General features: G+C 39.2%; 9 protein-coding genes and 1 pseudogene. 6 read left to right on the top strand and 4 right to left on the bottom strand.

From position 1 onward, the window contains the following. The first annotated feature begins 53 nt into the window (after nt 1–53). Both menB and CXF74_RS02905 read left to right on the top strand, forming a co-directional pair. Nucleotides 54–893 carry a 1,4-dihydroxy-2-naphthoyl-CoA synthase gene (gene menB / locus CXF74_RS02910; protein WP_101080899.1) on the top strand — a complete coding sequence of 280 codons (840 nt, stop codon included), beginning with the start codon at nt 54–56 and terminating at the stop codon, nt 891–893. A 319-nt stretch (nt 894–1,212) separates the two neighbouring features. Continuing rightward, nucleotides 1,213–1,815 carry a peroxiredoxin C gene (locus CXF74_RS02905; RefSeq protein WP_101080898.1) on the top strand — a complete coding sequence of 201 codons (603 nt, stop codon included), beginning with the start codon at nt 1,213–1,215 and terminating at the stop codon, nt 1,813–1,815. Nucleotides 1,816–1,878: 63 nt separating this feature from the next. Here CXF74_RS02905 and CXF74_RS02900 read toward each other — a convergent pair whose 3' ends face one another. Together CXF74_RS02900 and can are read right to left on the bottom strand one after the other, a co-directional pair. Further along, nucleotides 1,879–2,187, bottom strand: coding sequence for a c-type cytochrome (locus CXF74_RS02900; RefSeq protein WP_101080897.1), 309 nt, complete (start codon nt 2,185–2,187; stop codon nt 1,879–1,881). A gap of 84 nt (nt 2,188–2,271) precedes the next feature. Continuing rightward, nucleotides 2,272–2,923, bottom strand: a pseudogene (can, locus tag CXF74_RS23060) (carbonate dehydratase). A gap of 32 nt (nt 2,924–2,955) precedes the next feature. Between can and CXF74_RS02890 the strand changes: the two are divergent. From CXF74_RS02890 to CXF74_RS02880, 3 genes are all read left to right on the top strand, one after another. Continuing rightward, the gene (locus tag CXF74_RS02890) at nt 2,956–3,186 is read left to right on the top strand and encodes a YheU family protein (protein WP_101080896.1); all 231 of its coding nucleotides are present in this window, start codon (nt 2,956–2,958) and stop codon (nt 3,184–3,186) included. A 270-nt stretch (nt 3,187–3,456) separates the two neighbouring features. Then, nucleotides 3,457–4,095 (top strand): cAMP-activated global transcriptional regulator CRP, encoded by a 639-nt coding sequence (gene crp, locus CXF74_RS02885; RefSeq protein ID WP_101080895.1) that lies wholly within the window; start codon nt 3,457–3,459, stop codon nt 4,093–4,095. A gap of 118 nt (nt 4,096–4,213) precedes the next feature. After that, nucleotides 4,214–7,075: an HD domain-containing phosphohydrolase gene (locus CXF74_RS02880; protein WP_101080894.1), complete on the top strand. Its 2,862-nt coding sequence runs from the start codon at nt 4,214–4,216 to the stop codon at nt 7,073–7,075. Nucleotides 7,076–7,227: 152 nt separating this feature from the next. Here CXF74_RS02880 and recA read toward each other — a convergent pair whose 3' ends face one another. Then, nucleotides 7,228–8,280, bottom strand: a complete 1,053-nt coding sequence (recA, locus tag CXF74_RS02875) for a recombinase RecA (protein ID WP_101080893.1) — start codon at nt 8,278–8,280, stop codon at nt 7,228–7,230. A gap of 138 nt (nt 8,281–8,418) precedes the next feature. Then, entirely contained in the window at nt 8,419–8,910 is a 492-nt protein-coding gene (locus tag CXF74_RS02870; protein ID WP_101080892.1) for a CinA family protein, read from the bottom strand. A gap of 617 nt (nt 8,911–9,527) precedes the next feature. On the opposite strand from CXF74_RS02870, the gene mutS reads away from it, so the two are divergent. Next, nucleotides 9,528–12,095 carry a DNA mismatch repair protein MutS gene (mutS, locus tag CXF74_RS02865; RefSeq protein WP_101080891.1) on the top strand — a complete coding sequence of 856 codons (2,568 nt, stop codon included), beginning with the start codon at nt 9,528–9,530 and terminating at the stop codon, nt 12,093–12,095. Nucleotides 12,096–12,351: the final 256 nt, after the last annotated feature.

Raw genomic sequence — 12,351 nt, 5'->3', positions numbered from 1 at the left:
TCGAGGTTTGAACCTTAATGACGGCTTCATAAAGACAATAGAGTTGATTATTTATGACTGATTTTTACGCCCCGATTACTTGGTTAAACAGTAAATTAGAATTTACCGATATCACTTATCTAAAAGCCGATGATATTGCCAAAATCACCATTAACCGCCCACAGGTTCGTAATGCATTTCGCCCGCAAACGGTGAATGAGATGATGCAAGCCATGAACGATGCCCGTTATGACGAAAGCATTGGCGTGATTATATTAACCGGTGAAGGAGATCTCGCCTTCTGTTCGGGTGGTGATCAGAGTATTCGTGGCGATTCAGGTTATAAAGATGAGTTTGGTGGTGGCCATCATCTTAATGTCTTAGATTTTCAACGCCAAATCCGTACTTGCCCGAAACCAGTCATTGCAATGGTGGCAGGTTATGCGGTGGGTGGCGGTCATGTTTTACATATGATGTGTGACTTAACCATAGCAGCAGACAACGCGCAGTTTGGCCAAACCGGTCCTAAAGTGGGATCTTTTGATGGTGGCTGGGGTGCGAGTTATATGGCACGTATAGTCGGCCAGAAGAAAGCACGTGAAATTTGGTTCTTATGCCGTATGTATGATGCACAAGAAGCCGTTGATATGGGTCTTGTCAATACAGTGGTGCCTTTAGCAGATCTTGAAAAAGAAACCGTTAAATGGTGTCGTGAAATTCTACAAAACAGCCCAATGGCATTACGCTGCTTAAAAGCGGCATTAAACGCAGATTGTGATGGTCAGGCAGGTTTACAAGAATTAGCCGGCAACGCAACCATGCTTTTTTATATGAGTGAAGAAGGCCAAGAAGGTCGTAACGCATTCAATGAAAAACGTAAACCAGATTTTTCTAAATTTGGCCGTAACCCATAATTTAAAATAATTAACCACGAAGGCATGGGATGAAGGTTATAACACTCATCCCTTTTTCTTCGTGTTCTCTGTGTAGCGCAGCGACTTCGTGGTTGTATTTTTAATTTTAATTAGTCATTTCATTATTATTTAAGAAAGCATGATAGTTTAATCGACTTTCCTTGTATTCCTCTCTTATCAATAGATAAAAACTATGGATCTAATCGGTATAAACAATTCGATTCTGACTATAATTTCCCGCATGCTGTCGGACATAAATAAGCATAATTTAGATTTAACCAACTATTGTTAAACTATTCTTTATTAAGAGGAAATACTCATGGTATTAGTAACAAAACAAGCACCTGATTTTACATCTGCAGCAGTACTAGGCAATGGCGAAATCGTAGATAACTTTAACTTTTCTGAATTCACTAAAGGTAAAGAAGCAGTTATCTTTTTCTACCCGCTTGATTTCACTTTTGTATGTCCTTCTGAATTAATCGCATTCGATAAACGTTTTGGTGAATTCCAAGCACGTGGTGTTGAAGTAATTGGTGTTTCAATCGATTCACAATTCTCTCATAACGCATGGCGTAACACTGCAATCAACGACGGTGGCATTGGCGCAGTTCAATACCCACTAGTTGCTGATGTTAAGCACACAATTTGTCAAGCATACGGCGTTGAATTTGAAGAAGCTGGCGTTGCATTACGTGGTTCTTTCTTAATCGACAAAAACGGCGTTGTTCGTCATCAAGTAGTTAACGATCTTCCACTAGGCCGTAACGTAGATGAAATGTTACGTATGGTTGATGCACTTCAATTCCACGAAGAGCACGGTGAAGTTTGTCCTGCACAATGGGCTAAAGACAAAGCTGGTATGGACGCTTCTCCAGAAGGTGTTGCAAAATACCTAGCGGCTAACGCTGACGATCTATAAGAATCAGCTAACAGCTAAAAAAAAAGACCTCAATGAGGTCTTTTTTTTAGCTTATTTTTTTAGTTACTTCAATGATGCATAATATGCAGCGATATTAGCCATATTTTGATCAGAAAGCGCGGTTGCTTGTGGCGTCATAATCGCAGACATACCACCTTTACGTTGCCCAGACTTATACGCTTTTAATGACGAGACTAAGTAAGCTTCTTTTTGCCCTTTTAGATTCGGGTAAATAGGTACTGCTGAAATCCCATCTGCACCATGACAAGCAGCACACACTGCAGCTTTTGCTTTACCAGCAACCGCATCTCCTGCTGCAAATGCAAAACTTGGCAAAGCCAGAATAAGTGATGCGATCAATAATTTCTTCATAACAACTCCTTTGGTTAAAAATAAAAAATTCTAATTTATTGTAACCTCTTCATTTTTAATGAAACAGTAATATTAAAAATAGCCTTAACGAATATGATACAGCGCATTAATATTGTCTAAACTATCGAAGCTAATTTTCAGATCTTTTAACAAACCATCTTTCACTGAATAGATTAACCCATGCACTGTTAATGCTTGGCCATTCGCCCACGCTTTTTGTACACAAGTGGTATGACAGACATTTTTAGCCTGTTCGATAACATTAAGCTCAGTTAAATAGTTCAAACGTTGCTGTTCACTCATCTCATCGGTAAAGCGATCACTATATTGCACATAAACATCTTTAATATTGCACATAAACGTCTTTAATATTACGTAACCAACCATCAATTAGGTCAAAAGACTGTTTCTGCATCGCAGCTTTAATACCGCCACAGTCATAATGGCCGGTCACAATAATATGTTTTACTTTTAAAACATCGACCGCATATTTAATCACAGACATACAATTCAAATCAGTGTGAACCACTAAGTTAGCAATATTACGATGCACAAAAACATCACCGGGTAACAGACCTAAAAGTTGATTTTCAGGTACACGACTATCTGAACAACCTATCCACAAATATTCAGGTAATTGTTGGTTCGCCAAGCGCGCAAAGAACTCAGGATCTTCCTTACTGATCTCAATTGCCCACTTCTCATTGTTTTTTAATAATTCATCCAATAAACTCATCTTCTTTCTCTATTTAAAAAGCCTTAAATACCATGCTTATTCCATACCAATCACTTGATAACGAAACACTGCATAACTTAATCGAATCTTTTATATTACGTGAAGGAACGGACTATGGTGAAGCAGAAATCTCATTGAATGAAAAAAGCCAAAAAGTACGTCTACAAATAGAAAGTGGTGCAGTACTGATCCTCTACTCCGAGCTTTCAGAAAGCGTTACGCTTATCGCCAAAGAGCAGTTTAATGCACAAACAATGCAATAGCTGTTCAGTATTCACACAATCCGTTGATACTAGCTTCATTAAAATATAATAGATTTAGATTAAAATAATCATTTCGTCTGCTAAATTTTGTTGCTTTTTGACAAAGATCTAATTTCTAATAAAACATCGACCCATTAATGTTATCGGCAACACGTAAAAAGAGATACAATTGGGGAACTTATTAATAGCAGCAAAGTCATTTAGCTCCTGTTGCAAAAATAACAACGAGAGATAGCCTTTTAGCTATTCAACACAGATTAAGGAAGTACCATGATCATCACTAAACCACAAACAGATCCAACATTAGAATGGTTTTTATCACATTGTCATACGCATAAGTATCCGGCAAAAAGTATGTTGATCCATGCGGGCGAAAAAGCAGATACTTTATACTTCATCGTGAAAGGTTCTGTTGCTGTTGTTATTAAAGATGAAGAAGGTAAAGAGATGATCTTGTCTTACCTGAATCAAGGCGACTTTTTAGGTGAATTAGGCTTATTTGATAAAGCTGATGAGCCTATCCGTAGTGCTTCTGTTAAAGCAAAATCACCATGTGAAGTAGCTGAGATTTCATACAAGAAATTCCAACAGTTAATCACAGTAAACCCTGAAATCTTAATGCGTCTTTCTAACCAAATGGCTAATCGTCTACAGATTACTAGTCAGAAAGTGGGTAACTTAGCATTCTTAGATGTAACAGGTCGTATTGCAAACACATTATTAGATCTAGCTAAACAGCCTGATGCGATGACTCATCCAGACGGTATGCAGATTAAAATTACACGTCAAGAAATTGGTCAGATCGTTGGTTGTTCACGTGAAACTGTGGGTCGTATTCTTAAGATGCTTGAAGAACAAGGTCTTATTTCAGCACACGGTAAAACAATTGTAGTATTTGGCACGCGCTAAATCACAACAATCAAATTGATAACAAAAAACCGCACTTGTTGCGGTTTTTTTATACGCAAAAATCAGAGTGTGACTTAAAATAGACAATACCAATATAAAGTTATCATTAGGGGTTATTATGCACTTTTCTTTGTCTAGAAAAAAATTCAGCCTACAGATTCATATCATTATATTATTTACTATTTTAATTATCATTTCAGGTATCTCCCTCGGCTGGTATAGCTATTCTCAACTTAGCCAAAGTATGCTTAATGATGGGAAATCATTATTTACTAAATCAAGCGTCAAAGTGGTCACCAGAATAAATAGGGAAAGCGACCACATACATACTATGCTCAAAATACTTAAAGCCTCACACATAACCCAACTCACTAGCGCACAAAAGAAAATAAATGTATTACCGGTCTTGTCTGAAATGCTCAAGAATACCCCCAGCCTTTCTGCACTTTTTGTGGCCTACCCAAATGACGACTTCTTCCTCTATAAAAAAACACCTTCTAGCACAGTTTTAAAGCAATACAGCGCACCAGAAAATAGTTATTTTATGTTAACGCTGCGTCAATCGGGGGAAACTAAACATCGCTTTTACGATCAACAAAGTCAGTTACTTAAGATAGTGGCTGATTCTGATTATAATCTTCAAATAAGCCAGCGTCCTTGGTATCAAACAGCAAAAAACAGCGAGAAATATATCATCACCGAAGCCTACCTCTTTCATGCCAGCCAAGAGTTTGGTGTAACTCTCGCTGTTGAAGATAAAGATAATGGCGCAGTCATTGGTGCCGATTATACGCTCAGTAATTTATCCAAATTACTGCAAGAATTTAAGGCTTACCCAAGTAGTCAACGTATTGTCGTTGATCAAGCCGGGCAAGTGATTGCCTATCAAGACACTGAAAAATTATTATCTAAAAACGGCAAGTTCAATAAATTTAAATCTGTTGAATCACTAGAGTTACCTGTATTAGCGCACATGTTTGAGCATTACAAAGGACAAAAAGGCAGTATCTTATTTTCTTTTAATGGCGAAGATTGGTTAGGTAAAGTCTCTGCAGTTTCAGCAAAAGGTAACTTACTCTTATTTCAAGTTGTTAAAACCAAAGAGCTATTATCAGACGCTTACAAATTACGTTATAAAAGCATGCTGATTACTTTGCTAATAATTTTAACAACCCTGCCTATCGCTTGGTATTTTGCACGTTTATTAACAGCGCCAATCAGTGGTTTAACCAAAGAATTAGAGAAGATAAAAGATTTCGATTTTAGCCAGAGCATTAACAGCAAAACACCGATTAAAGAGATTGCAGACCTGATTGCTGTGACTAATAGCATGAAAGAAACCATTTCACATTTCCAGGACCTATCGGCGTCATTAGTAAGCAAACAAAGTTATCAGCAATTACTCACTAAAATCAGCTTGGAATGTAATAACATCCCTAATAGCCAAGGCACGATTATTCTCCTCAATGAGAGAAATAAGTGTGCCATAAAGCACTGTCATTTAATTGCACTCGATAACGCGGAAAATGAACAGTTACAATTACAACTGTCAAAATCAACCTTCTCATGCACTGAGTTAGAGAGAGGTATACATAACCAAATCTTGCCCGCTGAGCTTAATGAGATTATTAGTCACCACCCCAAAATGGCAGCAACACAGCACTGGAAATTAGTGCCAATGAAAAACCGTGATGGTCAAAATTTAGGGGTTATTGCCGTTTTAGAATCACAGCAAGCACCACTCAATGAAGGTAAATTACAATACGCACAAGCAATCGCAAGCTTCTCAGCTTTATCCATCCAAAGCCAACAATTATTATCTGAACAAAAACAGTTATTAGAAAGCTTCATTCTGCTAATTGCAGGCGCGATCGATAGTAAATCCCCTTACACTGGCGGGCATTGTGCGCGAGTGCCTGAACTGACTAAAATGCTCAGTAAAGCAGCTTGTGATGATCAGCAAGGTAACTATAAAAACTTTGAGTTGTCTGAAGATCAATGGGAAGAGTTACATATTGCAGCTTGGTTGCACGACTGTGGAAAAATTGTCACACCAGAATATGTCGTTGATAAAGCCACTAAACTTGAAACTATCTATGATCGTCTTAACGAAGTCAGAATGCGTTTCGAATTATTAAAAAATGAAGCACATAAAAATTACTGGCAAGGACTCGCAGAACAAGGTGATAAACAGCAACTGACATCGCAGCGAGATCAATTACTCAAACAGCTCGATGAAGAATTTGAGTTTGTCGCTGAATGTAATATCGGTGGTGAGTTTATGTCTGATGACAAGATTGAACGCCTACAAGAGATCGCAAAACGTACTTGGACTCGAACACTCAGTAATAAAATAGGCATTGCCCCTCATCAAACAGCTAAAATAGCTGAATGCACTTTACCAACACAGGAACACTTACTCGTAGACAAAGTAGAGCATTTAATAGAAAGGGAACATGCGGAGCTAACTGAAGCGGGTAATCAATGGAACTTTGATATGCAGACTCCTGAATATCGCTTTAACCGTGGTGAGCTTTATAACCTCTCTGTTAAGCGCGGTACGTTAACCGATGAAGACCGATTTATTATTAATGGCCACATGGTGCACACCATAGTGATGTTATCAAAACTACCCTTCCCTGATCACCTACAACAAGTGCCTATCATTGCTGGCGGACACCATGAAAAAATGGATGGCACAGGTTATCCACGTAAAGTTAATGCAGGGGAGTTGCCTACCACCGCCAGAATTATGGTTATTGCAGATATTTTTGAAGCACTGACCGCATCAGATAGACCCTATAAAGAACGAAAAACATTAAGCCAATCGATAAAAATAATGAGCTTTATGGTCAAAGACGATCATATTGATGGCGAACTGTTTAAGTTGTTTTTAACCTCGGGTGTATACATGCAATACGCAAAAGCTTATTTAATGGAAGATCAAATAGATGATCTGGATATTAATCAGTATTTATAGAAGATCATTAGATGCTTTGAGATAGGAGATTAACTGTTAGCTGTTAGCTGTTAGCTGATAGCTGTTACAGAAAGCAAAAAGGCGTGAATATTCACGCCTTTTGGTTAGTCATTCTTGAGTGCACTATTGTTAGCACTCAGAAAATACTGTTATTACGATTCTTCAGTAATTTCTTTTGCGGCTTTATCTTTTGGCGCTTCTTCTTCTGGTTTTGTTAACAGAATATCACGTAGTTTTTTATCTAACTCAGCAGCTTGTTCTGGATGCTCAGCAAAATATTTACATGAATTAGTTTTACCTTGACCGATTTTAGCACCGTTATAAGAATACCAAGAACCCGCTTTTTCAACTAATTCATGCTTAACGCCTAGGTCAATCATCTCACCATGTGAGTTGATTCCTTCACCGTATAGAATTTGGAATTCAGCTTGTTTGAAAGGAGGAGAAACTTTGTTTTTCACTACTTTTACGCGCGTTTCATTACCAACAATCTCATCACCATTTTTCACAGCACCGATACGACGAATATCTAAACGTACTGACGCGTAGAATTTAAGTGCATTACCACCGGTTGTTGTTTCTGGGTTACCAAACATAACACCAATTTTCATTCTGATTTGGTTGATAAAGATAACCATGGTATTAGTTTGTTTGATGTTACCAGTCAATTTACGTAGTGCTTGTGACATTAAACGTGCTTGTAGACCCATATGAGAATCCCCCATATCGCCTTCAATTTCCGCTTTTGGTGTTAATGCAGCAACAGAATCGATAATCACAACACCAACGGCGCCAGAGCGTACTAACATGTCACAAATCTCTAACGCTTGCTCACCCGTATCAGGCTGAGAGATAAGTAGATCATCAATATTTACACCAAGTTTTTTAGCATAGATAGGATCAAGAGCATGCTCAGCATCAATAAAGGCACAGGTTTTACCCTGTTTTTGTGCTTCTGCAATGACTTGTAATGTTAATGTTGTTTTACCTGAACTTTCTGGACCGTAGATCTCTACAACACGACCGTATGGTAAACCACCTATACCGAGAGCAACATCCAGACCCAATGAGCCAGTAGATACAGATTCAATCTCCATTGAAGCGGAGCCATCACCCAAACGCATAATAGAGCCTTTACCAAACTGTTTTTCAATTTGACCAAGTGCCGCTGCTAATGCTTTATCTTTATTCTTATCCTGACTCATATTATCTCCAGATAATTAATTATTTCATTTAACTGTGTATGCAAACAGTATACTGCTGATTTATACAGTATCAAGTTATATTTAATGTTATTTAAATTTATGTGTTGCTAAGACTAACTATAAAAATTATTTCAGTTTTTACTCAATGATCTCGATTAACCCAGTTAATGCCAAACGAATAGCCTGACAGCGTACTTCGCGACGATCACCGACAAAAATATAGGTTTCAGTTTTACTCTTACCGTGAGCGTTATACCAAGAAAAACAGACGGTACCTACAGGTTTCTCAGCACTGCCACCACCAGGTCCGGCAATACCACTGATTGCGACACTAATATCGGCTTCTGAATATTTAACCGCATGGCTCGCCATCTGCTCAACAACTTGCTCTGAGACCGCGCCAAATTTATCAATACGTGCCTTATCAACCGATAACATCTGCATTTTTGCATCATTACTATAAGTCACAAAACTACGATCGAACCACAAAGAACTGCCTGCAATTTCTGTGATCGCATAAGCAACACCACCACCCGTGCAAGACTCTGCAGTAGCAGCGATTAATCCTGCTTGAGTTAATTTATCACCTAATAATTGCGCTAATTCTTGTACTGTTTTTTCAGTAAACATAAGTTTCTCCACAAGCTCAACGATAATGATTTAAGTGTATAGCAACAAACAAAGTCAGCAAGGCAAATAGTGCGAGATGCTAGACATATACCCATACTACCTCAAGATGCTTTGTCAGGCACAAGCTCGATAACCAGAGCAAGGCACAACATGAGGTAACCTATCGAACGGTTAACTACGTAAACCTTCTAACGGTGGGATTAAAAAAAGACGTTAATCCCTTATTGTTATTCACTTTTCGCTTGTTGTAACACTGGGCTGGCATGGTTGAATAATAAGCGAGCTTGCGCCCCGTAGGGCAAGGTAACTTGCACCCATCTACGTCGTTATAAAATATCGACTTAGAATGACTAGGCTTCAATTTTATGCCTAGTATCTTGGCACAATTTTCCTTGCTGACTTTGCATCTTGAAGTAGCATGAGTATAAAGTTATAGTCTCGTTATTCTACATTGAGATTTTATGTGCATTGCTTAAAGACTTGTATTTAGGCCATGTAAAAAGCAGATTAGCAGCCTTACTCTGCTAATAAACAACCATCAAAAAATGATTCAGTTAGCGATTGCAAGCGTGCAAACTAACGTCAGACAAAACACCTAGAGATCACACAGGTATATTATGAAACCAACTGCAGAACAATTAAAACAACATACGCCAATGATGCAACAGTATCTGACCATCAAAAGCGAAATTCCCGACACTATAATGCTGTACCGCATGGGCGATTTTTATGAGCTGTTTTTTGATGACGCACGTAAGGCTTCACAATTACTGGGCATTTCCTTAACCCAACGTGGCAAAACAGGCGGCAACGCAATTCCAATGGCGGGTGTGCCTTATCATAGTATCGAAGGCTATTTAGCGAAGCTGATTGCACTGGGAGAGTCCGTTGCGATTGTTGAGCAAATTGGCGACCCAGCGACCAGTAAAGGCCCTGTTGAACGAAAGATTGTGCGTATTATTACCCCCGGCACAATTACTGATGAAGCATTACTTGATGATCGACACGATAACCTGTTATGTGCCGTTTACCAAGCGCAAGATAGCTTTGGCATCGCGTCACTGGATATTGGTAGTGGCCGTTTTATTATCAATCAGTTTCAACATGAAGAAACACTGCAAGCGGAATTACAACGCTTAAATCCGGCAGAGCTACTTTATCCTGATACCTTTGAGCATATAAACTTAATTGAGCACCTACAAACGATTCGCCGCCGTCCAGAGTGGGAATTTGAATTAAGCACGGCACGTAATACGCTTAATCAGCAATTTGGTACAAAAGATCTGGTTGGTTTTGGTGTCGAGCAAGCTGAAGTGGCACTCTGTGCTGCCGGTGCATTATTGCAATACATTAAAGATACCCAACGTACTAGCCTGCCACATCTGCAATCGATTCGTTTAGAGCAAAACATCGATAGCGTTATTTTGGATGCTGCCACACGTAAAAATTTAGAATTAACACAAAATCTATCGGGTGGTTTTGATAATACCCTCGCTGAAGTGTTAGATTTTACCGTCACACCAATGGGTAGCCGTTTATTAAAGCGCTGGATTCATCAGCCAATTCGTAACGTCAATATTCTTAATTACCGCCAAACCATGATCCAAACCTTAATTGATTTAGATCTTAATGGTCCACTGGCTGAGCCGCTTAAACAGATTGGCGATATTGAACGTGTGATTGCGCGATTAGCCCTACGTTCAGCGCGCCCTCGTGATTTAACGCGTTTACGCACTGCCTTTTCATTGTTACCTGAATTACAAAACCTGATTAGTGAATTACCTAATGAGCTAGTCAGCCAACTCAGTAAAGAGATGGGTAATTATCCTGAATTATTAGCGTTATTAGAAACCGCGGTGATTGATAACCCGCCAGTCATCATTCGTGATGGTGGCGTGATTAAAGCCGGTTATAACGCCGAGTTAGACCAATGGCGTAACCTTGCCAAAGGGGCGACCGATTACCTTGAAAAACTAGAGTTACGTGAACGTGAAGCAACGGGTATTGTCACGCTGAAAGTCGGTTACAACCGTGTGCATGGTTATTATATTGAAACTAGCCGTAGTGCAGCCGACCAAGTACCTGCGCATTATGTACGCCGCCAAACACTGAAAAATACAGAGCGTTACATTATTGCAGAGCTTAAAGAGCACGAAGATAAAGTACTTTCTAGCCAAGGAAAAGCACTGGCGCTTGAGAAAAAACTCTATGAAGCATTGATTGAACAGTTAATGCCTTATTTACAAAAACTACAATTTACAGCGCAATCTCTAGCGGAATTAGACGTACTTAATACACTAGCAGAGCGTGCATTAACGCTGAATTATGTGCGCCCTGTTTTACAGAGTGAACGTGGCATTATCATTGAAGAAGGCCGTCATCCTGTTGTTGAGCAAGTGAATAAAACACCTTTCATTGCGAACCCCGTCTCACTGAATGACCAGCGTAGAATGCTTATTATTACCGGCCCGAATATGGGTGGTAAATCCACCTATATGCGCCAAGTTGCCTTAATGGTATTGATGGCACATATCGGTAGTTTCATTCCTGCACAAAGTGCAAAAATAGGCCCTGTTGATCGTATCTTTACACGTATTGGTGCCTCGGATGATCTTGCCAGTGGGCGATCTACCTTTATGGTAGAAATGACTGAAACCGCGAATATTCTACATAATGCAACACAGAACAGTTTGGTATTAATGGATGAAATAGGCCGTGGTACCAGTACGTTTGATGGCTTGTCACTTGCTTGGGCCTGTGCCGAAGAACTGGCTAAAAAGATTCAGGCTTACACTCTTTTTGCCACCCATTATTTTGAATTAACGTCACTGCCAGAAACGATTCCAGAATTGGTTAATGTGCATCTTGATGCCGTAGAACATGGGGATAGTATTGCCTTTTTACACGCCGTACAGGAAGGCGCAGCCAATAAAAGTTATGGTTTGCAAGTGGCTTCATTAGCAGGTGTACCCAGTGAAGTGGTTAAAAATGCAAAACATAAATTACAGCAATTAGAGCGTGGTTCAGAACATAAAATGGCCAATCAAACGTTGCAACTTAACACGCCAATTGTTGAGCCAGAAATTAACCCTGCATTAACAATGCTCGAAGGCATTGACCCTGATGAGTTAAGCCCTAAACAAGCACTCGCAATGCTTTATCAACTCAAAGAAGCGAACATTTAACAGGTTATCAAATAGCGATAAGGGCTAGCAAACATACGATTGCTAGCCCTATCTCAGTTAGTTTATTAAAAAACCAGCCCCAGAATTTACAGCGCCCCTTTCGCATTAGCGAATTTAATTTCCCCCATAAAAGACCAAACCCTTCGACAAAGCGACCAATAAACAAGCATAAAGATCAACAATAAGGCACGCAACAATCAACATAAAGAAGAGATATAAAGACCGTGAGATCAGCGTCAATCTTTACTCAATGTGA

Origin of the sequence: Psychromonas sp. Urea-02u-13 (assembly GCF_002835995.1) — a bacterium.
Classification (GTDB): domain Bacteria; phylum Pseudomonadota; class Gammaproteobacteria; order Enterobacterales; family Psychromonadaceae; genus Psychromonas.
The sequence above is the reverse complement of the archived record's forward strand: the minus strand, read 5'-3'. Positions and strand labels throughout refer to the sequence as shown.

What these genes read in the sequence shown, in the direction of transcription:
- mutS (WP_101080891.1), top strand. Translation starts at nt 9,528, where the DNA reads ATGAAACCAACTGCAGAACAATTAAAACAACATACGCCAATGATGCAA.
- CXF74_RS02880 (WP_101080894.1), top strand. Translation starts at nt 4,214, where the DNA reads ATGCACTTTTCTTTGTCTAGAAAAAAATTCAGCCTACAGATTCATATC.
- menB (WP_101080899.1), top strand. Translation starts at nt 54, where the DNA reads ATGACTGATTTTTACGCCCCGATTACTTGGTTAAACAGTAAATTAGAA.
- crp (WP_101080895.1), top strand. Translation starts at nt 3,457, where the DNA reads ATGATCATCACTAAACCACAAACAGATCCAACATTAGAATGGTTTTTA.
- recA (WP_101080893.1), bottom strand. Translation starts at nt 8,280, where the DNA reads ATGAGTCAGGATAAGAATAAAGATAAAGCATTAGCAGCGGCACTTGGT.
- CXF74_RS02905 (WP_101080898.1), top strand. Translation starts at nt 1,213, where the DNA reads ATGGTATTAGTAACAAAACAAGCACCTGATTTTACATCTGCAGCAGTA.
- CXF74_RS02890 (WP_101080896.1), top strand. Translation starts at nt 2,956, where the DNA reads ATGCTTATTCCATACCAATCACTTGATAACGAAACACTGCATAACTTA.
- CXF74_RS02900 (WP_101080897.1), bottom strand. Translation starts at nt 2,187, where the DNA reads ATGAAGAAATTATTGATCGCATCACTTATTCTGGCTTTGCCAAGTTTT.
- CXF74_RS02870 (WP_101080892.1), bottom strand. Translation starts at nt 8,910, where the DNA reads ATGTTTACTGAAAAAACAGTACAAGAATTAGCGCAATTATTAGGTGAT.